The 20,806-nt window shown below is 63.5% G+C and carries 23 protein-coding genes and 1 tRNA gene; 14 read left to right on the top strand and 10 right to left on the bottom strand.

The window, feature by feature from the left end; genetic code table 11:
- The first annotated feature begins 95 nt into the window (after positions 1 to 95).
- A complete protein-coding gene (gene sohB / locus E0702_RS00405; RefSeq protein ID WP_132040989.1) occupies positions 96 to 1,145 on the top strand; it encodes a protease SohB in 1,050 nt (349 codons plus the stop codon).
- 76 nt (positions 1,146 to 1,221) lie between these two features.
- Here the strand turns inward: sohB and E0702_RS00410 are convergent, their stop codons facing one another.
- Positions 1,222 to 1,548, bottom strand: coding sequence for an ArsR/SmtB family transcription factor (locus E0702_RS00410; RefSeq protein ID WP_132040990.1), 327 nt, complete (start codon positions 1,546 to 1,548; stop codon positions 1,222 to 1,224).
- Between the two features lie 257 nt (positions 1,549 to 1,805).
- Between E0702_RS00410 and E0702_RS00415 the strand changes: the two genes are divergently transcribed.
- From E0702_RS00415 to E0702_RS00425, 3 genes are all read left to right on the top strand, one after another.
- A complete protein-coding gene (locus tag E0702_RS00415) occupies positions 1,806 to 3,752 on the top strand; it encodes a propionyl-CoA synthetase (protein WP_306766890.1) in 1,947 nt (648 codons plus the stop codon).
- Positions 3,753 to 3,976: 224 nt separating this feature from the next.
- Positions 3,977 to 4,660 (top strand): 7-cyano-7-deazaguanine/7-aminomethyl-7-deazaguanine transporter, encoded by a 684-nt coding sequence (locus tag E0702_RS00420; protein WP_132040992.1) that lies wholly within the window; start codon positions 3,977 to 3,979, stop codon positions 4,658 to 4,660.
- Between the two features lie 81 nt (positions 4,661 to 4,741).
- Positions 4,742 to 5,515 (top strand): alpha/beta fold hydrolase, encoded by a 774-nt coding sequence (locus E0702_RS00425; protein WP_132040993.1) that lies wholly within the window; start codon positions 4,742 to 4,744, stop codon positions 5,513 to 5,515.
- 30 nt (positions 5,516 to 5,545) lie between these two features.
- Here the strand turns inward: E0702_RS00425 and E0702_RS00430 are convergent, their stop codons facing one another.
- Positions 5,546 to 6,742: an ABC transporter substrate-binding protein gene (locus tag E0702_RS00430; RefSeq protein WP_132040994.1), complete on the bottom strand. Its 1,197-nt coding sequence runs from the start codon at positions 6,740 to 6,742 to the stop codon at positions 5,546 to 5,548.
- A gap of 155 nt (positions 6,743 to 6,897) precedes the next feature.
- Between E0702_RS00430 and E0702_RS00435 the strand changes: the two genes are divergently transcribed.
- The 10 genes from E0702_RS00435 to E0702_RS00480 all read left to right on the top strand — a co-directional run bounded on the left by E0702_RS00435 (position 6,898) and on the right by E0702_RS00480 (position 12,994).
- The gene (locus E0702_RS00435; protein ID WP_132040995.1) at positions 6,898 to 8,604 is read left to right on the top strand and encodes a potassium/proton antiporter; all 1,707 of its coding nucleotides are present in this window, start codon (positions 6,898 to 6,900) and stop codon (positions 8,602 to 8,604) included.
- A gap of 86 nt (positions 8,605 to 8,690) precedes the next feature.
- A tRNA-Ser gene (locus tag E0702_RS00440) sits at positions 8,691 to 8,780 on the top strand.
- Positions 8,781 to 8,997: 217 nt separating this feature from the next.
- The gene (locus E0702_RS00445) at positions 8,998 to 9,552 is read left to right on the top strand and encodes a YaeQ family protein (RefSeq protein WP_132040996.1); all 555 of its coding nucleotides are present in this window, start codon (positions 8,998 to 9,000) and stop codon (positions 9,550 to 9,552) included.
- Positions 9,553 to 9,668: 116 nt separating this feature from the next.
- Positions 9,669 to 10,121 carry an NUDIX hydrolase gene (locus E0702_RS00450; protein ID WP_132040997.1) on the top strand — a complete coding sequence of 151 codons (453 nt, stop codon included), beginning with the start codon at positions 9,669 to 9,671 and terminating at the stop codon, positions 10,119 to 10,121.
- A gap of 91 nt (positions 10,122 to 10,212) precedes the next feature.
- Positions 10,213 to 10,887 (top strand): Bax inhibitor-1/YccA family protein, encoded by a 675-nt coding sequence (locus E0702_RS00455; protein WP_132040998.1) that lies wholly within the window; start codon positions 10,213 to 10,215, stop codon positions 10,885 to 10,887.
- A gap of 80 nt (positions 10,888 to 10,967) precedes the next feature.
- Entirely contained in the window at positions 10,968 to 11,360 is a 393-nt protein-coding gene (tusD, locus tag E0702_RS00460; RefSeq protein ID WP_132040999.1) for a sulfurtransferase complex subunit TusD, read from the top strand.
- A 12-nt stretch (positions 11,361 to 11,372) separates the two neighbouring features.
- Positions 11,373 to 11,747, top strand: coding sequence for a sulfurtransferase complex subunit TusC (gene tusC, locus E0702_RS00465; protein ID WP_132041000.1), 375 nt, complete (start codon positions 11,373 to 11,375; stop codon positions 11,745 to 11,747).
- 11 nt (positions 11,748 to 11,758) lie between these two features.
- Positions 11,759 to 12,046, top strand: coding sequence for a sulfurtransferase complex subunit TusB (tusB, locus tag E0702_RS00470; RefSeq protein ID WP_132041001.1), 288 nt, complete (start codon positions 11,759 to 11,761; stop codon positions 12,044 to 12,046).
- Entirely contained in the window at positions 12,046 to 12,399 is a 354-nt protein-coding gene (locus tag E0702_RS00475) for a TusE/DsrC/DsvC family sulfur relay protein (protein ID WP_132041002.1), read from the top strand. The genes tusB and E0702_RS00475 overlap by 1 nt, the downstream gene beginning before the upstream one ends.
- A gap of 7 nt (positions 12,400 to 12,406) precedes the next feature.
- Positions 12,407 to 12,994: an ACP phosphodiesterase gene (locus E0702_RS00480; RefSeq protein WP_132041003.1), complete on the top strand. Its 588-nt coding sequence runs from the start codon at positions 12,407 to 12,409 to the stop codon at positions 12,992 to 12,994.
- On the opposite strand, the gene E0702_RS00485 is transcribed toward E0702_RS00480, so the two are convergent.
- The 8 genes from E0702_RS00485 to E0702_RS00520 all read right to left on the bottom strand — a co-directional run bounded on the left by E0702_RS00485 (position 12,981) and on the right by E0702_RS00520 (position 20,803).
- Positions 12,981 to 14,195, bottom strand: coding sequence for a molybdopterin molybdotransferase MoeA (locus E0702_RS00485; RefSeq protein ID WP_132041004.1), 1,215 nt, complete (start codon positions 14,193 to 14,195; stop codon positions 12,981 to 12,983). The genes E0702_RS00480 and E0702_RS00485 overlap by 14 nt on opposite strands.
- Positions 14,196 to 14,272: 77 nt before the next feature.
- Positions 14,273 to 14,794 carry a molybdenum cofactor biosynthesis protein B gene (moaB, locus tag E0702_RS00490; protein WP_132041005.1) on the bottom strand — a complete coding sequence of 174 codons (522 nt, stop codon included), beginning with the start codon at positions 14,792 to 14,794 and terminating at the stop codon, positions 14,273 to 14,275.
- A complete protein-coding gene (locus tag E0702_RS00495; protein WP_132041006.1) occupies positions 14,787 to 15,122 on the bottom strand; it encodes a DUF1244 domain-containing protein in 336 nt (111 codons plus the stop codon). The genes moaB and E0702_RS00495 overlap by 8 nt, the downstream gene beginning before the upstream one ends.
- An 86-nt stretch (positions 15,123 to 15,208) precedes the next feature.
- Entirely contained in the window at positions 15,209 to 16,267 is a 1,059-nt protein-coding gene (locus E0702_RS00500; protein WP_132041007.1) for a formate dehydrogenase subunit gamma, read from the bottom strand.
- A gap of 12 nt (positions 16,268 to 16,279) precedes the next feature.
- The gene (gene fdh3B / locus E0702_RS00505; RefSeq protein ID WP_132041008.1) at positions 16,280 to 16,933 is read right to left on the bottom strand and encodes a formate dehydrogenase FDH3 subunit beta; all 654 of its coding nucleotides are present in this window, start codon (positions 16,931 to 16,933) and stop codon (positions 16,280 to 16,282) included.
- A gap of 55 nt (positions 16,934 to 16,988) precedes the next feature.
- Positions 16,989 to 19,841, bottom strand: a complete 2,853-nt coding sequence (locus E0702_RS00510; RefSeq protein ID WP_132041009.1) for a molybdopterin-dependent oxidoreductase — start codon at positions 19,839 to 19,841, stop codon at positions 16,989 to 16,991.
- Positions 19,842 to 19,867: 26 nt separating this feature from the next.
- Positions 19,868 to 20,071 (bottom strand): twin-arginine translocation signal domain-containing protein, encoded by a 204-nt coding sequence (locus E0702_RS00515; RefSeq protein ID WP_132041010.1) that lies wholly within the window; start codon positions 20,069 to 20,071, stop codon positions 19,868 to 19,870.
- A 78-nt stretch (positions 20,072 to 20,149) separates the two neighbouring features.
- Entirely contained in the window at positions 20,150 to 20,803 is a 654-nt protein-coding gene (locus tag E0702_RS00520; protein WP_240721626.1) for a TorD/DmsD family molecular chaperone, read from the bottom strand.
- Positions 20,804 to 20,806: the final 3 nt, after the last annotated feature.

Below are 20,806 nucleotides of genomic sequence, written 5' to 3' on the forward strand. Positions count from 1 at the left end.
TGTTGTGATGCGCAGAGCTGTAGTTATTTACAAAGCTGTAGTTATTTACAGAGCTGTTGTCATGTGCAGGGCTCCGGGTCGCTAGGGAGGCATTGATGGGAGAGTGGCTAGCGGACGTCGGACTGTTTCTGGTCCAGTTGCTGAGTGTGGTGCTGGTGGTCGGGCTCGCAGTCGCGGTGGTGGCCAGATTGCGACAGGAGGCGGGCAGCGACTCACGGCTCAAGCTCGTGGAACTCAATCGGGGGCGTGACGAAAGGAAGCGGCGATTGCGGCTGGCGGCCAGCGAACCGGGGGCTCGCAAGCGCCTGCTCAAGGCCTTCAGACGTGAGGACAAGCAGCAGGCCAAGGCCGGCAAGTCTCATAAGCGTGAGGGAGAGGAGCGCCGGTCGACGGTCTGGCTGATCGACTTCCATGGGGATATTCGAGCCAGCGGGACCGACCGCTTCGCCGAAGAGATTTCGGCGGTCATCGCGGCAGCCGAGTCGGGAGACGAGGTGGTGGTGCGCCTCGAGTCCGCGGGTGGCCTGGTGCATGCCTATGGTCTGGCTGCCGCCGAGCTCGACCGCCTGCGTGACGCGGGACTGGCCACGACGGTCTGTATCGACAAGGTGGCCGCCAGCGGTGGTTACCTGATGGCGTGTGGGGCGGACAGGGTGCAGGCGGCACCGCTGGCGGTGGTGGGCTCGATCGGTGTGGTGGCCCAGGTGCCCAATGTGCACCGCCTGCTCAAGCGCCACGATATCGATGTCGAGGTGCTGACCGCCGGACGCTACAAGCGCACCCTGACGGTACTCGGTGAGAATACCGAGGAGGGGCGCGAGAAGTTCATCGATGATCTGGAGAGGACCCACGAGCTGTTCAAGCGCCATGTGGCAAAGCGCCGACCCGAGCTCGATATCGAGGCGATCGCCACCGGCGAGATCTGGTACGGCAGCGAGGCCCTGGACAGGGGGTTGGTCGATGCTCTGGGTACCAGCGAGGCCTATCTGGTAGAGCGCATGCAGGAGGCCAGGGTCATACGGGTCAAGCTGGAGCCGTCACGCCGGCTTGGCGAGCGGCTCGGTGCGGCGGTGTCCGCCGGAGTGGAGCAGGCGCTGCTGCGAGGTGCCCAGGCGCTGGATGCCAGTCGCTGGCAGAAGCGCTGAGCCTGACGCCTGCGTCGCCCTCCGGCTTGGAGGCCTGGCCTACGGCCCGGAGGGCTTGATATGACGCCTTCGCTCGTCAGCTGTCAGCCAGGCCGAGGTTAACGAGGGTGGCGATGATCGACCTGACGCTGTCGCCCTGTAGCGAGTAGTAGATGGTCTGGGAGCTGCGGCGGGTCGATACCAGCTCCTCCCGACGCAGGATGGCGAGGTGTTGTGATAGGGCCGACTGGCTCAGTGCCAGATGTCCATTGAGCTCGGTCACCGACATCTCGCCCGTGTCGAGCAGGCAGAGGATGCGAAGCCGGTTGTCGTTGGCCATCGCCTTGAGCAGGGCGGTGGCGCGATCAATGGCGCCGCTCCCCCCTTCGATGAGTCGTGCTGCCTCGCGGCTGGGAGTCTTCATGGCGTGTCCCCGCGCTGCGCGTGAGTGGAGGGGTCGTGCCCGGCGCTACCGAGCGCCGCGACGGTATATCATGCTTTGCTCAAGCATAGCGTAAATCCTGTTGTCTGTGGGCGTCGAGGCGGCGGTTTTTTCATGGAGCCCGCCTTACTACAGTTGTTGACAATAAAGCATCAAGATCTGCTTCTTTCGTCGAAATTTAGCCTATCGTATGAGGGAGCCCGGGGGGCTGTGCTTTACAGTGTCAACAATTACATGCACTGGACCGTGACAGGATCGCCATGAGCAACCACTCGATGAACAGCTACGCCAATGAATTTCGTCGTTCGATCGATCACCCCGAGACCTTCTGGGCCGAGCAGGCGCGCCGCATCCCCTGGTTCAAGGAGCCTGAGAGGATCCTCGAGTATGATGAGGCCAACCATGCCCGCTGGTTCGGAGACGGCGAGCTGAATATTGCCTATGCCGCTCTCGACTATCATGTCGAGCAGGGCAGGGGGGAGCAGCCTGCCCTGTTGTGGGACTCCCCGGTGACCGACAGCAAGCGCACCCTGAGCTATCGGGAGATGCGCGATCAGGTGGCGCGGTTTGCCGGTGCTCTGAAGGCGATGGGGGTCGAGAAGGGCGACCGCGTGGTGATCTACATGCCCATGGTGCCCGAGGCTCTGGTCGCCATGTATGCCTGTGCCAGGCTCGGCGCGGTGCACTCGGTCGTGTTCGGTGGCTTCGCGCCCCACGAACTGGCGGTGCGCATCGAGGATGCCGCCCCCAAGGTGGTGGTCGCCGCCTCCTGTGGCGTCGAGGTCGGCAAGGTTCTGCCCTACAAGCCGATCGTCGACGCGGCCGTCGAGCAGAGTGCCCATAAGCCGGATGCCTGTGTGATCTTCCAGCGCGAGCAGCATCTCGCCGAGCTGGGTGAGCGCGACCATGACTGGGCGACGCTGGTCGAGACATCGACGCCCGCTGACTGCGTCCCGGTGAAGGGCACGGATCCCCTCTATGTTCTCTACACCTCGGGTACCACGGGCAAGCCCAAGGGGGTGGTGCGCGATACGGGCGGCTATGCGGTCGCGTTGAATTACTCCATGGACGTGATCTATGACGTGGCGCCGGGCGAGGTGTTCTTCTCGGCCTCGGATGTGGGCTGGGTGGTTGGCCACTCCTACATCGTGTATGCGCCGCTGCTGCGCGGGGCGACCACCGTCGTCTACGAGGGCAAGCCGGTAAAGACGCCGGATGCCGGAGCGTTCTGGCGGATCATCGAGGAGTATGGGGTGAAGAGCTTCTTCACCGCGCCGACGGCCTTCCGTGCCGTCAAGAAGGAGGACCCGGACGGCAAGTTGCTGGCGCAGTACGATATTTCGAGTCTCAAGGCGCTGTTCCTGGCGGGGGAGCGCCTCGATCCGCCGACCTTCCACTGGCTGGATGATCTGCTCGACGTGCCGGTCATCGACCACTGGTGGCAGACCGAGAGTGGCTGGCCCATCGCCGCCAACCTCCATGGCCTCGAGTCCATGCCCACCAAGGCGGGCAGTGCCACCGTGCCGGTGCCCGGTTTCAACGTGCAGATCCTCGACCGTGAGGGTGAGTCCATGGCGCCCATGGCCCAGGGCAGCGTGGTGATCAAGCAGCCCCTGCCCCCTGGCTGTCTGACGGGGGTGTGGGGCGACCCTCAACGTTTCCATTCGGCCTATATGGCAGCCTTTCCGGGGTATTATCTGACCGGGGATGGCGGCTATATCGATGAGGACGGTTATCTGTTCATCATGGGGCGCACCGATGATGTCATCAACGTGGCCGGTCACCGCCTCTCCACCGGCGAGATGGAGGAGGTCGTTGGCGATCATCCTGCCGTGGCCGAGTGTGCCGTCATCGGTATCCATGACGCGCTCAAGGGGCAGCTGCCGGTGGGGCTGGTCATCCCCAAGGATGGCTTCGATGGGCGGGAGGTGGAGCTGGAGAAGGAGCTGATCGCCCTGGTGCGGGAGAAGATCGGACCGATCGCCTGCTTCAAGCAGGTGCTGGTGGTGGATCGTCTGCCCAAGACGCGCTCCGGCAAGATCCTGCGCAAGCTGTTGCGCAACATTGCCGATGGCAAGGAGTACTCGGTGCCTTCCACCATCGATGACCCGGCGAGCCTCGAGGAGATTCACGAGGCCATGCAGGCCCATGACGTCGGTGCCGCCAGCGAGGCGCGCCAGGTCTAGGCGTCGCGCTGGGTGACATCATGATGTGATCGCACGCCGCCCCATGGGGCGGCGTGCGGCGTTTCGGGCAGGCGCCCTCCACCCTGGCTAGTGTCCTCTGCGCTGGCCCTGGCGTCGCGCATGGCCAGTCGGTTCCCCACGCCGTATAATGCGCCCGCGCCGCGTCGCTACCGACGCAATCTTGCACGAGGGTTCCCTCACCCCTCCCCAAAAAAGGATTCACGATGTTCGTGCTCTCTTCACTACAGTATCGTCGCTGTCTGGCGCTGCTGGTTGCCTTCCATATCGCCGTCATCGCCGCCAGCAACTATCTGGTGCAGTTGCCATTCATGGTGTTCGGTCTGCATACCACCTGGGGCGCCATCAGCTTTCCCTTTATCTTCCTGGCGACCGACCTGACCGTGCGTCTGTTTGGCAAGGGGCCGGCCCGGGCGATCATCATGCGGGTGATGTTTCCGGCGCTGGTGGTCTCCTATGTGGTGTCGGTGGTGTTCCCCCGTGGCAGCTTTGCGGGGCTCCAGGCGCTTGGCGAGTGGGACCTGTTTGTCGCGCGCATTGCTGTGGCCAGCTTCATGGCCTATGTGCTGGGTCAGTTGCTCGATGTTCACGTCTTCGATCGCCTGCGTCGACTGCGCGCCTGGTGGGTGGCACCGGCGATCTCCACGGTACTGGGCAATCTGGCCGATACCCTGGCCTTCTTCTCGATTGCCTTCCACAACAGCTCCGACGCCTTTATGGCAGCCAACTGGCTGGAGATCGCGCTGGTCGACTATGCGGTCAAGCTATTGATCAGCGTGGTGTTCTTCCTGCCTCTCTACGGCGTGCTACTGGCCTGGCTCAGCCGTCGCCTGGTAAGCGTCACCGGGGGCGAGGATGTGGCGCCTGAAGTGGCGCGTGCCCGATACTGATTTTCGGTTTTTGCGAACCTCTATTACCCGAAACCAGCTTTCCGAATCCTGCTTTACGAACCACAGCACGAGGACCCTTCCATGTCGATCGAGCTCAACTACCTGGATACCGGTGGCGATGGCACGCCACTGGTGGTGATCCACGGCCTGTTCGGCAGTGCCGATAACTGGCGTTCCCATATCAAGGCCTGGGAGGAGCGCCATCGGGTGGTGGCGGTGGATTTGCGCAACCACGGTCGCTCCCCACATGTGGAGGGCATGGGGTACACGGCAATGGCCGACGATATCCTGGCCCTGCTCGATAGCCTGTCGATCTCCCGTGCTCACCTTCTCGGACACTCCATGGGGGGGAAGGTGGCGATCACCCTGGCGCGTCAGGCCCCTGAGCGGGTCGCATCGCTGATCATCGGAGATATCGCGCCGGTGGCCTATGGGCACGATCACGACAGTGTCATGGCGGGACTGCGCCGAGTGAAGGAGGGTCGCCCCGCGAATCGCCGCGAGGCCGATGCGCTGCTGGCGGAGCATGTGAAGGAGCGGGCGGTGCGCCTGTTCCTGGCCACCAATCTGATGCGTGGTGAAGACGAGGGACTGGTGCTACGCCTCGGGCTGGACCAGATTCAGTCAGACTATGAGTCGATCATGGCCGAGCCGGCGGGAAGCAAGCCCTTTACCGGGCCCACCCTGGTGCTGCGAGGCAGTGCCTCCCACTATGTCGCCGACGAACACCTTCCGGCACTGCGCAAGGTATTGCCGGAGGCACAGCTGGTGACGCTGGACGCCGGGCATTGGCTACATGCCGAACAGCCAGAGGCATTTCGTGGGGCCATCGATACCTTTATCGACGCGCTGTAGCGCCCTTTACCCAGGCGCTGTTCCTGGAGGCTACTGAGCACCAGGGTCCACCGCCAATTTCTCCAGTGGGCTGATCGTATCGATCAGCCCGTTTTCATGTAGGTAGGCCTCGACACGGCGGTAGCGCCTGCTGTCCAGTGCTGCCGGCTGGGCGCTCATGCGCAGCAGGTTGGCATTCCAGCTTGCCCGGTTCGCGGAGGTGTCAAGCGTAGGCTCCTGCTCGATCAGGGCCTCCCAGGCCGCGTCGGGGTGCTCGATTATCCAGAGGGTGGTCTCTCGCAAAATGTCAAGCAGCTCGTTGATCGACTCTCGCAAGCGGGGAAACTGGTCGCGGTGGGCCACGAGTATCAGGCCGTCGTGGTGGGGAATGCCGAACTCCTCGACCTTGAGCAGTCGGTTTGCCACGCCCCGGTTCGCCAGTTGATGAGGCAGTGTCAGGCGCAGGGGCGTCACCAGCCCGTCCAGGGTCTGCTCGGTCATGGCGGTGGCCAGGGCAAAGCCGGTCTCGACTAGCTGAACCTCGTCGGTGCTGATGCCGTGAGGCTCGATAAGTGCCGGTAATAGTATATCTCGGGCCACGTCGGTCGCGTGCCCGAGGCTGAGTCCGGCGAACCCCTCCGGCCCCTCGACACCGGCGGACTCGCGAGTCACCACACCGGTCAGCGGAGTGTCGACCAGCGTCGCGACGCGCAGGGGAGCCTTGCCACGGTCGACCTGCAGATGCAGTTGCAGCTGGTGGGTGAGCGCCAGGTCGATGAGTCTGGCATCGAGGAGGCGAAGCGGCGCGCCTGGGTCGGCCGGTGTCCGAATCTCCAGCTCGAGGCCTTCGCGCTGGGGCAGCCCGTTGCTCGCCGCCAGGATCAGCGCGGCGTGGTGCAGGCTGGGGTACCAGTCGAGCATGATGGTCAACGCCTCCAGCGGCGGCGGCGCCAATGGCTCAGGGGGCGAATGAATAACGCTGGGTACAGGAATGGCAGGTTCGACGAGTTCTGCCTGGTCGCCAAGGGGGATCTCCTCTGACTCGCCCCCTTTCCTGGAGTCCGAGGCAGCTTTTGGCAAGGGCTCAATATTCGGCACCATCACATCGCCCTCCAGGGTCAGCGGCGGGGAAGGTGCCTCGAGGCTCTCCGCGGCCCAGGTCAGGGGGGGCGTGAGTGTCTGGAGTACCAGCAAGCTGAGAGCGAGGCATCGGTGACGCCAGTAGGGAGAGGCATGCTGCTTGGGCATTCATGAGCTCCGCGGCTGATGGGGTGTGCGGCCGCAGGCCAGTGTATCCGGATCTCCGGCTACCCCGCCAGTTGGTGTCGGGAGCTCTCACCCAGGCCTGTCGCGCGCTTTCCGGGCACATGCAATAATGCATGGCCCGCTCTTGAGAGGATGCCATGGACGTCATCAACACCCTGTTCTTCTTCACCGGGCTGCTTATCGCCCTGAGCGTGCTCGGTAGCCGAGTCTCCTCAATGATTGGCCTTCCTCTCCTGCTGATCTTCCTTGGTCTGGGCATGCTGGCCGGCGAGGAGGGAGTGCTTGGGATCGAGTTCGATAACTACCCCCTGGCCTTTCTGATCAGCCATCTGGCCCTGGCCATGATTCTCCTCGATGGCGGACTGCGGACACGCCTGAAGACTTTCCGCGTCGCCTTCAAGCCAGCTTTGACCCTGGCGTCTGCCGGTGTCTTTATCACCGGGGGGCTGGTCGGCCTGTTTGCGATGTGGATATTCGACCTCGGTCTGGTCGAAGGCCTGCTGGTAGGAGCCATCGTGGGCTCGACCGATGCGGCCGCGGTGTTCTCGATGCTCAGCGGGCGAGGCCTGAATCTCAACGAGCGGGTCGGGGCGACCCTGGAGATCGAGTCCGGCACCAACGATCCCATGGCGATTTTCCTGACCCTGGTGCTGGTGGAGATCCTGGTCGGCGACATCGGTGGGCCCGTGGAGACCGGGCTGATGCTGATCGAGCAGTTCGGCCTCGGCCTGGTGATCGGGGTGGGTGCCGGCTGGTTAAGTGGCCGTCTGCTGCGCTGGGTCGATCTGGCGCCCGGGCTCTACTCTCTGCTCGCCCTGTCGCTGGGGTTCTGTATCTTTGGCCTGACCAGCTTTCTCGGTGGCAGCGGCTTCCTGGCGATCTATCTGGCCGGCCTGATGATCGGCAACCAGAAGGGACGCCACCTCAACTACATCCTGCCGGTCCATGATGGCCTGGCCTGGCTCAGTCAGATAGGGCTCTTCCTGGTGTTGGGCCTGCTGGTATCGCCATCGGACCTGCTGCACTATGCGCTGCCTGCGACCCTGGTGGGGCTGATGCTGATCTTTGTGGCGCGCCCCCTGGCGGTACTGGTCTCGCTCAAGCCCTTCTTCAAGTTTCGCTGGCGCGAGCTCGGCTTCATCTCCTGGGTCGGCCTGCGTGGAGCCGTGCCGATCGTGCTGGCGATCTTCCCGGTGATCGGTGGCGTGGAGGGGGCGGAGCTTTACTTCAATGTGGCCTTCGCGGTGGTACTGTTATCCCTGTTGCTGCAGGGCGGCACGCTGTCGCTGATGGCGCGGTGGACCCGGGTGCTGATACCGACACCGGTCAGCCCCAACCATCGCGGCCCTCTGGGAATTCTGCCCGAGAACGATTACGAGATGTTCGTCTACCGGGTCGAGAACGAGGATCTCGCCGACGTCCCCATTCGCCTGCTGCGCTTTCCCTCCGGCGCCCTGATCTCGGCCCTCTTTCGTGAGCACGCCATGCTACACCCCAAGGGGAGTACGCGATTGCAGCTGGAGGATGTGCTTTGCGTGATCGGTCGCAGCGAGGATCTGCCGGCGCTGAATCGGCTCTTCAATGGAGAGGCGAAGCTCAAGCAGGAACGCGCCTTCTTCGGCACGTTCACCTTCGAAGGGGAGGCCAGGATGCAGGATATCGCCGATGCCTACGGGCTGACCCTGAGTCCCGGTGAGCGGGAGATGAGCCTCAGCGAGTTTGTCTCGTTGCGTGTCGGTGGCCACCCGGTGGTCGGCGATGATGTGGACTGGCACGGCATCCACTGGGTGGTCAGCGAGATGGATGGCAACCGCGTGACCCGGGTCGGTCTGCGGCTTTACTAGCCATCGCCGATATATCCGCTAAGGCATTGATCGCCATTGGCTCTTGACCTGAGAGAGAAAGCTGGTAATATTCACCGCCGTAAGCCGGAGGGATGGCAGAGCGGTTGAATGCACCGGTCTTGAAAACCGGCGTAGGTGAGAGCCTACCCAGGGTTCGAATCCCTGTCCCTCCGCCATTACACTAGGAAAAGCCACTGTTCTCAGTGGCTTTTTCTTTTTTTAAGCCTCTCTCCTGGCCCATGTGGTTCATCCCCTGACCTCGGCGACTGCCTGGAGGCGACGGGTTACTCCTGGGTCGCCCGCCTTGCGACTATCTCGCCACGTCTTGTCGCCACCAGGTTGGCTACCCTTACCTACCTTCTGCCATAGCATCCTTTCCTCGAGGCCACCCGAATGGCATTGAAAGCCACGATCTACAAGGCAAGGCTGCAGATTGCCGATCTGGACCGCCACTACTACGGTGACCATGTTCTTACCCTGGCTCGTCACCCCTCGGAGACCGACGAGCGCATGATGCTGCGCGTGGTGGCCTTCGCCCGACATGCCCATGAAGATCTCGCCTTCGGTCGCGGTGTCAGCACCGACAATGAGCCCGATCTCTGGGTGCGGAGCCTGACCGACGAGATTGAGCTGTGGATTCAGCTGGGACAGCCGGATGAGCGCGAGATACGCCGTGCCTGCGGCCGCGCCCGCCAGGTGGTGCTCTATACCTACAGCGGTCAAGGAGCGGGCATCTGGTGGGAGCAGCTCGGCAGCAAGCTGGCCAACCTGGGCAATCTCTCCGTCTATGACATCTCGCCGGAGACCATGGCAGCGCTGGGGCAGTTGGTGCAGCGCGGCATGGAGTTCAATATCACCATCCAGGATGGCGCCATCTGGCTGGCCAGTGCCGAGGCGGCATTGGAGGTTGGCGTCGAGGTACGCCAGGAAGCCGACACGCGGCGGTAGTTGGCAGACCGTGCTTCGGGAAGCTGACCCGTCAGCCGCTCCGCTGGCAAAGCCCCCTTGCGGGCAGGGGGAGGAGCTCGCAAAGTAGTGGGACGCTCGCTGCTGCGAGACACCCCATGTCGACGCCTGACACCTTGCCCCGCCCGACACTCGCGGTTGCCGCTGCCGTGATCCGCAACGAGCGGATCCTGATGGTTCGCCGTGCCCATGCCCCGAACGCCGGGAGGTTGGCTCTGCCCGGGGGCAAGGTGGAGCCTGGCGAGACGCTCAAGGCCGCCGCCGAGCGTGAGCTGCGCGAAGAAACCGGGGTGCTGGCCAATGCGGGTGAGGTGCTTGCCGCCATCGATGTGCTCGACCATGACCCCATGGACCATCTACGCTCACATCATGTGGTGGTCGTGCTGCGCATGGCGTGGCAGGGCGGGGAAGAGGCTGCGGCAAGCGACGCCAGGGAGCTGGTCTGGCTCGATCGGGATGCACTGGAAAAGGCGGGGCCCGATGTCTGCAGCAGTGCGGCCAGGGTCGCTGGCGCGCTATTGGCGGCAGGAGACCAGCAGAAACAGCGTTGAGGTCCAGTGCATCAAGCTCTTGCGCGAGGAACTTCCAGCCGGCATGCTAGTCGATTGGCAAGATCAACTGACGTTAGGGAGCACAGGATCAATGGCCTACCAAGAGTCACAGATTAGCCGCCAGCAGAGTCAGGTGGGAGTCAGCAATACCAGCAAGGTATTGCGCAACACCTATGGCCTGCTGGCCATGACGCTGCTCTTCTCCGCCGTGACGGCGGGCGCCGCCATGGCGATGGGTATCGAGCGCATGAACATTCTGGTGTTCTTCATCGGTGCCTATGGACTGATGTTCCTGGTCCACAAGACGGCAAACTCCGCGATGGGGCTGCTGGCCACCTTCGCCTTCACCGGCTTTATGGGCTTCACCCTGGGGCCGATCCTAAACGCCTATCTGGCGATGCCCAACGGCGCCGCCCTGGTGATGAATGCCCTGGCGATGACCGGGCTGACCTTTATCGGCCTCTCCGCCGTGGCGCTGATCACCAAGAAGGACTTCAGCTTCCTGGGTAACTTCATGATGGCGGGTGCCATCGTGCTGGTGCTGGCCATGGTCGCCGGGCTGTTCTTCCAGATCCCCGCGCTGATGCTGATGGTATCCGCCGGCTTCGTGCTGTTCTCTTCCGCGGCGATCCTCTATCAGACCAGTGAGATCGTTCATCGCGCCGGTGAGACCAACTACATTCTGGCCACCATCACGCTCTATGTGTCGATCTACAACCTCTTCGTCAGCCTGCTCTCCCTGCTGGGCATCATGAGCAGCGACTGACAGCGCGAGTCACGCGAGACAGGGCTGGCCCCGCTTCGGCGGGGCCAGTCTGTTTGCAGGCCAGTTTCAGGAGTCCCCGGATGCGCTACGCCATCCTTCTACTCGATGCGCCCTACACCAGCCAGGCATCCCACTCCGCCTTGCGTTTTACCCGCGCGCTGCTGGCGCGGGGGCATGATGTCGAAGGAGTGTTCTTCTACCATGACGGCGTGCATAACGCGGCCAGGCTTGCCGCGCCGCCACAGGATGAGCCACATCTGGTCGATAGCTGGGCCGAGCTGGCGCGGGAGCACTCCGTTCCCCTCCAGGTGTGCATTGCCGCCGCCCTGAGGCGTGGCCTGCTCGATGAACAGGAGGCCGCACGGCATGGCAAGCTGGGGGCCAGCGTTGCACCACCCTTCGAGCTGACGGGGCTGGGGCAGCTCGTCGACCTGGGTCTGCGCTGCGATCGCCTGATCACCTTCGGCCCCTGAGGAGAGTTTCCGATGCAAGATGCAACATCGCAGGCCGAGCTGATGGTGATCCTGCGCCATGCCCCTCATGGCTCCAGCTGGCTCAAGGAGGGACTCGATGTCGCCCTGGTCGCTGCGGCCTTCGATCGGCGAGTCACGCTGCTGTTCATGGGCGAGGGCATTACGGCGCTGCTTGAGGGGCAACAGGCAGGCCCGCTGGGGCAGAAGGGTACGGCCCCGACACTCGCCATGCTCGAGATGTACGACATCGACAACCTGCTGGTGGAGCAGCGGGGCATGGATGAGCTCGGTTTGACCTGTGATCAGCTGATGCTCCCTGTCACGGGGGTGGACGACGCCGAGATCTCCCGCCTGGTGGCATCACATGCCCTGGTACTGAATTTCTGACGAGGCACACCATGTTGCTGCATACCCTGAACAGGCCCCCGACATCCCAGGTTCTTGCCCAGGCCTTGGCGGGAATGGGGCCGGATGACAAGCTGCTGTTGATCGAAGATGGTGTCATCGGTGCCTTGCCGGCACACCGGGAGCATTTCAACCGGGTGGCGGGGCGCCTCTATGCCCTGCAGGAAGACCTCGAGTCCCGTGGACTCCTCCCGCTCCGGGACCAAGCGGTGAGGGTTGTGGACGTCGAAGGCTTCATTTCCCTGACCGAAACGTGCGAGCGCACGGTGAGCTGGTACTGATGGCAAGCACAGAAATATACCGTTATCTACCTGTAGGTAAACAATTTATCCCACTCGACCCGGAAGGCTATCTCGTCAACATGAACGAGTGGTCGATACACGTCTGTGAGCAGCTCGCGGAGGAAGAGGGCATCGCGATGACCGCAGAGCATTGGGAGGTCATCCAGGTGCTGCGGGACTTCTATGCCCGCTTCGAACAGGCACCGGCGATGCGTCCACTGGTAAAGGCCGTCGGCCAGGCCCTCGGGCCCGACAAGGGACGCTCGATCTACCTGATGAAACTGTTCCCGGGCAGCCCCGCCAAGGTAGGCGCACGACTGGCAGGGCTACCCAAGCCCGCCAACTGCCTATGAGGCCATTATGAACTTCCTTGCCCATGCCTGGCTCGCCCGCGGTGGAGGCGACGATTTTCTGTATGGCAATCTGATCGCCGATGGCGTGAAGGGGAGCGACCTGGAGGCCTGGTCCACCGACGTGGCGCACGGCATCCGTCACCACCGTCGGGTCGATGCCTTCGTGGATCGCCACGCGGTGACCCGAGATATTCTGGCGTGCTCGCCACGCTCTGGCAGACGCTATATGGGCATCGCCCTGGATCTGGTCTGGGACCACTTTGTGGCCCTGGACCTCGAAGAGGCGCAGGATGAGGAGTCGTCGGTCGTCTCACGCAGTTATCGGTTGCTGAGCCGCCGCTCGGCACCCTCACGGCTGGCACCGATGGTGCCCGTGCTGGTGGAGCAGGATTGGCTGCGTCGCTATGCCGACTTTAGCTTCACCTGCCGAGCCATCCGTGGCATCGGTCAGCGCCTCTCGGGACCCAACCGGCTCGCGGAACTGGTGCCGTGGCTGGAAGCCGAATATCCCAGACTGGGGGAAGAGTTTCAGCGCCTCTGGTCCGATGTGCGCGAAGCGCTGGAAGTCGCTCCTTATGATACTAACCGCTCATGAGCCACAGGCAGTTGATCGGCTCTCCGGGGGAGATCGAGGTCTCCGCGGGAATGACCGCCAAAGCGTCGGCCTCGATGCAGGAGGAGAGGACGGCCGAGTTCTGGTCGGTAAAGGCCTCGGCATGCACGCCCTGGTCATCGAAGCGCAGCTTCACACGCATGTAATGCGCGCGAGGCCCGGTCCGGGTCGCAAATCCACTGCGCGCCGGTATTTCGGGTAGCGTGGCCAGGGCCGGGCAGCCCAGCATGCGGCCTATCAGGGGCCTCAGGAACAGCCAGGTCCCGACGAAGCTTGAGACCGGGTTACCGGGAAGTCCCACGAAGCGCGCCTCACCATCGCCGTTGCCGCGGCCGATTCTCCCCAGGGCCAGCGGTTTCCCTGGACGGATCGCCAGACGCCACAGGTCCAGCTCCCCCAACGCTTCCACCGCCGCCTTGACGTGATCCTCCTCGCCGACGCTGACACCTCCAGTAGTCACCACGATGTCGGCGTGGCTGGCGGCCTCGGCGAGCATGCGGCGGGTAGCGGAAGGGTCGTCGGGAATCGATGTCATCGAGACGACCGTTGCCCCGAAGCGTTCCAGCAGGCGGCGCAGCATGGGGCGATTGGAGTTATAGAGTTGTCCCGGCCCCAGAGGAGTGCCGGGGTCGACGATCTCATCCCCGGTGGAGAGCAGCGCGACGCGTGGACGCCGGCGCACCTCCACCTCGGTGATGCCCTGGCCGGCAAGATGCCCCAGGGCGGCGGCCTCCAGGCGACGGCCGGCCTCCAGCAGAACCGAGCCGCAGGCAACGTCTCGGCCCCGTCGACGGATGTTGTCACCCTGCGGGATATCGCCGGGAAGGGTGGCGACGCCATCCGCTACCTCGACACGCTCCTGCATCACGACGCAGTCGGCTCCCGGCGGAATCTCTCCGCCGGTGAAGATCCGCGCGCAGCTGCCGGGCGAGAGTGGCTGCACCGTAGTCCCGGCGGCGATGCGCTGGCGAATGGGCAGTGCCTGGCCGGCATCGCCATGGTGCAGCGCATAGCCATCCATGGCGCTGTTGTCGAAGGAGGGCACATCGAGTCGCGCCATGACGTCATTGGCCAGCACGCGGCCGGCGGCCTCCTCGCACGCCACGCGCTGGGTCTCGAGCACCCCGACATCCTTGAGCAGCGCGTCAAGAGCCGCCGTCACCGGTTTGAGTGGGCTATCCATGCTGACCCCGCTCGGGAATCACCAGGTTGGTCTGAAGGTATAGAGAGTTGCACGGCTTTTGCGGATTGATGGTCATCTCAGACATGCTGACCCCGCTCGGGAATCACCAGGTTGGCAAAATTGCACGGCTTGTGACGGCTATCGAGCTGCTCGGCCAGGATGCCGTCCCAGGCGGTGCGGCAGGCGCCGGTGGAGCCGGGCAGGCAAAAGATGACGGTCGCATTGGCGAGCCCGGCCAGGCAGCGGCTCTGTACGGTGGAGCTGCCGATTTCCTGCCAACTCAGATGGCGGAATAGTTCACCAAATCCCTCGATGCGTTTATCGAACAGCACCGAGACCGCCTCCGGTGTGGAGTCGCGTCCGGTAAAGCCTGTTCCTCCGGTGGTCAGCACGACCTGAATGTCGGGGTCGGCGATCCAGGCCGCCACGACGGCGCGAATCTGATAGATATCATCGCGGACAATACGCTTGTCGGCCAGTCGGTGCCCGGTGCGCTCCAGGCGTTCGACCAGTGCCTGCCCGCTGCGGTCGGTCTCTTCGGTGCGGGTATCGGACACCGTCAATACGGCGACAGAGAGGGGAATCATCGGCTCAGCCATTCTGGGATGACTCCTCGCGGCCCTGTTTTCGCGCCTGCTGGGCCTGGAAGGCGGCCTGCTGCTCCGACGTGGCATCCAGCTGATACTTCTCCTTCCATTCGCCATAGGGCATACCGTAGACATACTCGCGCGCCGTCTCGTAGTCGAGTTCGGCGCCGCGTTCCTCGGCGGCGCCCACCAGCCACTTCGACAGGCAGTTGCGGCAGAAGTCGGCAAGGATCATCAGATCGATATTCTGTACCTCCTTGTGCTCATCGAGGTGACGCAGAAGGTGGCGAAATGCCGCGGCTTCGAGCTCGGTACGGGTTGTTTCGTCGAGATGGTGCATAAGACGCTCTCCTCTGTGCGGTTTTCGTCCAGCATAACAAAAAGACACCGCCCTCGGGCGGTGTCGATGGTTGAGTGACGAGCGGTTCAAGGGGAGCTCTGGGCGGGTCCCTGGGCGGTGTCATTCTTGCCACGCGAGGCAATCTGTTCCTCCGGGACCGTCTCACCCTTCACCTCTTCGTACCAGAGGTTGTGGTGCTCCTTGGCCCAGGTCTCGTCGACATAGCCGGTGGTCATTCCCTCCAGGGAGCCCTCGGTGCCAATGGTGCCGATATAGATATGGCCAAAGGCCACGGCGGTCAGGCCCAGGGCACCCACTGCATGGATCAGGTTGGCCCACTGCATGGTGTCCCGTGCCTGTCCATAGTTGGGGAAGTCGAGCACCAGGCCGCTGATGATCACCACAATGCCGGCGGTGGCCAGCAGCCAGTACCAGACCTTCTCGCCGGCATTGGCGAAACCGGCATCGGGATGCTCATTGCCGATCATGCCACCGCCCTTGCGGAACCACTCGAGGTCATGCTTCTTCGGCAGGTTGTGCACGAACAGCTTGGCCAGCAGCACAATCAACAGGATGCCGAAGAGGGGCCCCAGATAGTTGTGCAGTAGCTTGGAGCCCGACACCATGGTGCCCCAGATACCGGCCCCGAACAGTGGATAGAAGACATGCTTGCCGTAGAGCAGCGTAACGCCGGTCAGTGCCAGCACGATAAACAGTGTCGCGACACTCCAGTGCAGCGTCCGCTCGAGTGCACTCCAGCGAAGCAACTTGTTGCCCGTGCGTGGCTCTTCCAGCCGTTTGCGACCGGCGACCAGGTAGAAGATGACGATCATCACCAGCATGCCGCCCATGACGATCAGGCCATAGGGTGATACCCAGCGATTACGCCACTGGCGCCAGCTCTCGCCGCTGGCATTGACCAGGTTGTAGGTGGAGTCGAAGCGGCTGTCGCGGTAGTAGGCATCGACCTCACCGCTGCGTACCTGCCGCCAGGTGTCGGCATCCAGGGCGGGCACGGCAGTTGCCGCCTCCGCCTGTGGGTCCGATTGAGCCTCGGCGACCTGGGGCAGCGCGAGACCAACCACCAGCAACAGCGCCAGGAAAGGCAGTCGCCATAGCGACCGCCAATGGATGGTGTGACTCATGACATCACCTCCTCAGCCCTGGCGTGCGGCGTCGTAAGCGAGAGAGTCAGCCATGGAAACATCAGGCTGGCCCGCCCTGGTCTGCTGCCTTTCGCGACGCTGGTTACCGGACCAGCCCCCATCGGGGTGGCCGCGCCGCACGACCCGCTGGCGGAAGATATCCGCCACTTCCTGGGCATCACCGGCCAGCAGGGCCTTGGTGGAGCACATTTCGGCACACAGCGGCAACTTGCCCTCCTCGATACGGTTGGCGCCGTACTTCTGGAACTCCTCTTCCTTGGTTTCCGCCGGGCCGCCGGCACAGAAGGTGCACTTGTCCATCTTGCCGCGCTCGCCAAAGGCGTTCTGCTGGGGGAACTGCGGGGCGCCGAAGGGGCAGGCATAGAGGCAGTAACCGCAACCGATGCAGAGGTCCTTGTCGTGGAGCACGATGCCATCATTGGTCTTGTAGAAGCAGTCCGTGGGGCAGACCGCCATGCAGGGGGCATCGTCACAGTGCATGCAGGCGACCGAGATGGAGACCTCCTCGGGCTGTCCGTCGTTGAGTGTCACGACACGACGGCGCTGGATCCCCCAATCGGTTTCGTTGGCGTTCTTGCAGGCGGTGACGCAACCGTTGCACTCGATGCAGCGCTCGGCGTCACACATAAACTTCATCTGGGCCATGATAATCTCCTTGGCGCGGAGTGGAACCTGGCCACTCCGCGTTTCATGTCAGGCGTCAGGCGCGCTCGATACGGCACAGGGTGCACTTGGTTTCTTGCATCTGGGTCACCGAGTCGTAACCGTAGGTCGTGGCGGTGTTGGCCGCCTCGCCCTGAACGTAGGGGGCCGACCCCTCCGGATAGCGGTCATGCAGATTCTCGCCCTGAAACTTGCCACCGAAGTGGAAGGGCATGAACACGACCTCACGCGCCACGCGCGGAGTGACCAGCGCCTTGACCTTGACGCGCCCCCCCTCGGCGCCTTCTACCCAGACATCCTCGCCCTCGGCGATGCCAAGGTCGTTCGCCAGTGCCGGGTTGATCTCTACGAACATCTCCTGCTGCAGCTCGGCCAGCCACGACATGGAGCGCGTCTCTTCGCCACCGCCCTCGTACTCCACCAGGCGGCCGGAGGTCAGGATGATCGGATATCTGTCGGTGACATCCTTCTCCTGAATGCTGCGATAGAGAGTCGGCAGGCGATAGTGGGAGTCGACGTCATCCCAGGTTGGATAGTCCTTCACCAGATCGCGGCGGCTGGTGTAGAGCGGCTCGCGGTGCTTGGGAATGGGGTCCGGGAAGGTCCAGACATTGCAGCGCGCCTTGGCGTTGCCGAACGGGGCGCACTCGTGGGCGATGGCCACGCGCTGGATGCCGCCGGAGAGGTCGGTCTTCCAGTTCTTGCCCTCGGCTTCGGCCTTCTCCTCCTCCGTCAGGTCGTCCCACCAGCCAAGATCCTTGAGCATCTGGGCGGTGAACTCCGGATAGCCATCCTCCAGCTCGGATCCCCGGCTGTATGAGCCGTCGGAGAGGATGTTCTCACCATCACGCTCGATGCCGAAGCGGGCGCGGAAGGTCAGGCCACCCTCGGAGACCTTCTTGCTGGTGTCATAGAGGATCGGTGTGCCGGGGTGACCCATCTCCGCCGTTCCCCAGCACGGCCATGGCAGGCCGTAGTAGTCGCCATCGGCGGGGCCACCCTCGGCCTTGAGGTCACTGAAGCTGAAGGTGTGCCAGTTCTTCTGATGCTGCTTGAGGCGCTCGGGGCTCTGGCCGGTATAGCCCACCGTCCACATGCCGGCATTGAACTCTCGAGTGATGTCCTCGATAAGTGGCTCGGTGCCATTCACCGTGATGTTCTTGAAGAGCTCCTCGGCGAAGCCCAGCTTGCGCGAGAGCAGGTACATGATCTCGTGGTCAGGCTTGGCTTCGAACAGCGGGTCGATGACCTTGTCGCGCCACTGCAGCGAGCGGTTGGTCGCGGTGACACTCCCGGTGGTCTCGAACTGAGTGGCCGCCGGCAGCAGGTAGACACCGTCCTGCCGTCCATGCATGACGCCAGCCACCGTGGGGTAGGGGTCGACGATGACCATCATCTCCAGCTGCTGCATGGCCTTCTGCATCTCGGGGCCGCGGGTCTGGGAGTTGACCGCATGCCCCCAGTAGAACATCGCCTTGAGCTGCGTTCGCTGGGAGATATTCTCGTCATCTTCCAGTACGCCATCGATCCAGCGCGATACCGTGATGCCGTTGGTATGCATGGGCTTGCCATCGGCATACTCGGTCTGGTCGAAGCGGCTCTTCAGCCACTCGTAGTCGAGATCCCAGACTCGGGCCCAGTGCTTCCAGGCCCCCTCGGAAAGGCCATAGTAGCCGGGTAGCGAGTGGGACATCAGCCCCAGATCCGTGGCGCCCTGGACGTTGTCGTGGCCGCGGAAGATGTTGGCGCCACCGCCAGACTTGCCGACGTTGCCGAGTGCCAGCTCCAGAATGCAGTAGGCGCGGGTGTTGTTGTTGCCGGTGGTGTGCTGGGTTCCCCCCATGCACCAGACGATGCAGCCGGGACGGTTTTCGGCGAGTCGCCGGGCGGTGTCATGCATCTGCGCCTCGGGCACGCCGGTGATGCGCTCCACCTCGTCGGGAGGGAAGTTGGCGACTTCGGCGCGCACCTCGTCCATGGCATAGACGCGCTGCTCGATATATTGGCGGTCTTCCCAGCCGTTGGCGAAGATGTGCCACAGCAGGCCCCAGATAAAGGCGACGTCGGAGCCGGGACGAATGCGCACGAACTTGTTGGCCTTGGCGGCAGTCCGCGTGAAGCGAGGATCGGCAACGATGATCTCGCAGTTGCTCTTCTCCTTGGCCAGCAGGATGTGCTGCATGGCGACCGGGTGCGCTTCGCTGGGGTTGGAGCCGATAAACAGAATCGACCTGCTGTTCTGAATATCGTTGAGCGAGTTGGTCATCGCTCCATAGCCCCAGGTGTTGGCTACGCCGGCCACCGTGGTGGAGTGACAGATGCGCGCCTGGTGGTCGGTATTGTTGGTACCGGCCAGGGCGGCGAACTTGCGCATCAGATAGGCCTGTTCGTTATTGAACTTGGCCGAACCCAGCCAGTAGATACTGTCGGGACCATGCTGGTCGGTGAGTTCCAGCACCTTGCTGCCGATCTCCTCGATGGCATCATCCCAGCTCAGGCGCTGCCATTCGCCGCCTACCAGCTTCATGGGGTACTTGAGGCGGCGGGTGGAGTGACCGTGCTGGCGGAGAGAGGCTCCCTTGGCACAGTGAGCACCACGGTTGATGGGGTGGTCGAAGGCCGGCTCCTGCTTGGTCCAGACGCCCTCCTGTACCTCGGCATAGACACCACAGCCTACGGAACAGTGGGAGCAGACGGTACGCCGGGTTTCCACCGGGGCGTTGGAGACCGCGGTCTTCTCGGCGGCCTCGGCACGCCGCATCATCGGAGTTCCCATGAAGCCGGCGGCAGCGAGGCCACCGGTGGTCGCACCGCTTCGCTTGAGGAACTGGCGACGAGACATTCCCAGGCCCTGAGGCTGCTGGGACGGTGCCTTACGAGTCAGACGCATGACATTTCTCTCCTTGCTGGCAGCCGTCAATCACGCAGGGTGGCGTAGAAGGCGCGGATATGGGGCGTTTCGCGATAGTGGGTGTCGGCCTTTTGAGGAGCGGCCTTCTGCTCGGCGTCTGCCTGGGCCAGGGTCACATGTCCCACTGCAGCAGCAGTCCCCGCCGCGACGGTACCCACACCGAGTGTCTTCAGGAAGCGCCTACGTTCGGGGTTGCTTGTCGCACGCATGGTCTTCTCCTCTCTCATGCTCAATTTTTCTTCTCGCCATCTCTGTCATGGCCAACGGCTGACATCGGGGAGGTAATGTCAGGGTTCGATGATTCTGACCGGGGAGCGCTCTGCCTCTGCCGCCAGCTGGCTGTGCTCCTCGGCGATGAAGGTTTTGCCCAGCTCTCCCGTTCGAGCATAGAAGAGCGTATCGACCCGGGCCAGGTCGTCGAGGCAACGCTCCGCCCACGGAGCAAGGTGGGACATGAAGAACCCTCCCGCCTCCGGTGATTGCTCCTCGACCAGCATGGCCATCACCTCGAGCATGGCGGCCAGATGATCCTCGGGGTCATGGCTGTTGTCACTCCGCGTGAAGCCGAGCCGTCGCAGGTCCGCGCGTAGTGCGACCAGCGCCTGCTCCATCAGCTCGCCGTGGCGATACCATGAGGCATAGGGGGTGATCTCTCCCTGAATCACCCCCACCAGGTGGCGGAAGTGGGCGCGTTCCAGCTCTTCCGGGCTGGCGGCAGCCGCCGCCCGCGCCAGGGCTATCAGGGCCGAGACGACGGGGTCCTGGTGCGTCGCGATGCCGTCATCGGATTGGTGGTCGGCCAGCCAGGCAAGCAGAGGCGCGTCGGCGGGTTCGCGTATCAGGCGTGCCAGGAGACGGTAGAGGTCGGCGCGCAGTGCGTCCTGCTCCATCGCTGCCTCATCCTCCCTGGCCGGCACTGACGATTCGATATCCCGAGTCATGGC

The sequence above is a fragment of the Halomonas marinisediminis genome, assembly GCF_004347715.1.
In the GTDB taxonomy this organism is placed as follows: Bacteria; Pseudomonadota; Gammaproteobacteria; order Pseudomonadales; family Halomonadaceae; genus Halomonas; species Halomonas icarae.

Excerpts from the sequence above, each read along its gene's own strand:
- sohB (WP_132040989.1), top strand. The coding sequence starts at position 96 with ATGGGAGAGTGGCTAGCGGACGTCGGACTGTTTCTGGTCCAGTTGCTG.
- E0702_RS00410 (WP_132040990.1), bottom strand. The coding sequence starts at position 1,548 with ATGAAGACTCCCAGCCGCGAGGCAGCACGACTCATCGAAGGGGGGAGC.
- E0702_RS00420 (WP_132040992.1), top strand. The coding sequence starts at position 3,977 with ATGTTCGTGCTCTCTTCACTACAGTATCGTCGCTGTCTGGCGCTGCTG.
- E0702_RS00425 (WP_132040993.1), top strand. The coding sequence starts at position 4,742 with ATGTCGATCGAGCTCAACTACCTGGATACCGGTGGCGATGGCACGCCA.
- E0702_RS00430 (WP_132040994.1), bottom strand. The coding sequence starts at position 6,742 with ATGCCCAAGCAGCATGCCTCTCCCTACTGGCGTCACCGATGCCTCGCT.
- E0702_RS00435 (WP_132040995.1), top strand. The coding sequence starts at position 6,898 with ATGGACGTCATCAACACCCTGTTCTTCTTCACCGGGCTGCTTATCGCC.
- E0702_RS00445 (WP_132040996.1), top strand. The coding sequence starts at position 8,998 with ATGGCATTGAAAGCCACGATCTACAAGGCAAGGCTGCAGATTGCCGAT.
- E0702_RS00450 (WP_132040997.1), top strand. The coding sequence starts at position 9,669 with ATGTCGACGCCTGACACCTTGCCCCGCCCGACACTCGCGGTTGCCGCT.
- E0702_RS00455 (WP_132040998.1), top strand. The coding sequence starts at position 10,213 with ATGGCCTACCAAGAGTCACAGATTAGCCGCCAGCAGAGTCAGGTGGGA.
- tusD (WP_132040999.1), top strand. The coding sequence starts at position 10,968 with ATGCGCTACGCCATCCTTCTACTCGATGCGCCCTACACCAGCCAGGCA.
- tusC (WP_132041000.1), top strand. The coding sequence starts at position 11,373 with ATGCAAGATGCAACATCGCAGGCCGAGCTGATGGTGATCCTGCGCCAT.
- tusB (WP_132041001.1), top strand. The coding sequence starts at position 11,759 with ATGTTGCTGCATACCCTGAACAGGCCCCCGACATCCCAGGTTCTTGCC.
- E0702_RS00475 (WP_132041002.1), top strand. The coding sequence starts at position 12,046 with ATGGCAAGCACAGAAATATACCGTTATCTACCTGTAGGTAAACAATTT.
- E0702_RS00480 (WP_132041003.1), top strand. The coding sequence starts at position 12,407 with ATGAACTTCCTTGCCCATGCCTGGCTCGCCCGCGGTGGAGGCGACGAT.
- E0702_RS00485 (WP_132041004.1), bottom strand. The coding sequence starts at position 14,195 with ATGGATAGCCCACTCAAACCGGTGACGGCGGCTCTTGACGCGCTGCTC.
- moaB (WP_132041005.1), bottom strand. The coding sequence starts at position 14,794 with ATGGCTGAGCCGATGATTCCCCTCTCTGTCGCCGTATTGACGGTGTCC.
- E0702_RS00495 (WP_132041006.1), bottom strand. The coding sequence starts at position 15,122 with ATGCACCATCTCGACGAAACAACCCGTACCGAGCTCGAAGCCGCGGCA.
- E0702_RS00500 (WP_132041007.1), bottom strand. The coding sequence starts at position 16,267 with ATGAGTCACACCATCCATTGGCGGTCGCTATGGCGACTGCCTTTCCTG.
- fdh3B (WP_132041008.1), bottom strand. The coding sequence starts at position 16,933 with ATGGCCCAGATGAAGTTTATGTGTGACGCCGAGCGCTGCATCGAGTGC.
- E0702_RS00510 (WP_132041009.1), bottom strand. The coding sequence starts at position 19,841 with ATGCGTCTGACTCGTAAGGCACCGTCCCAGCAGCCTCAGGGCCTGGGA.
- E0702_RS00515 (WP_132041010.1), bottom strand. The coding sequence starts at position 20,071 with ATGCGTGCGACAAGCAACCCCGAACGTAGGCGCTTCCTGAAGACACTC.
- E0702_RS00520 (WP_240721626.1), bottom strand. The coding sequence starts at position 20,803 with ATGACTCGGGATATCGAATCGTCAGTGCCGGCCAGGGAGGATGAGGCA.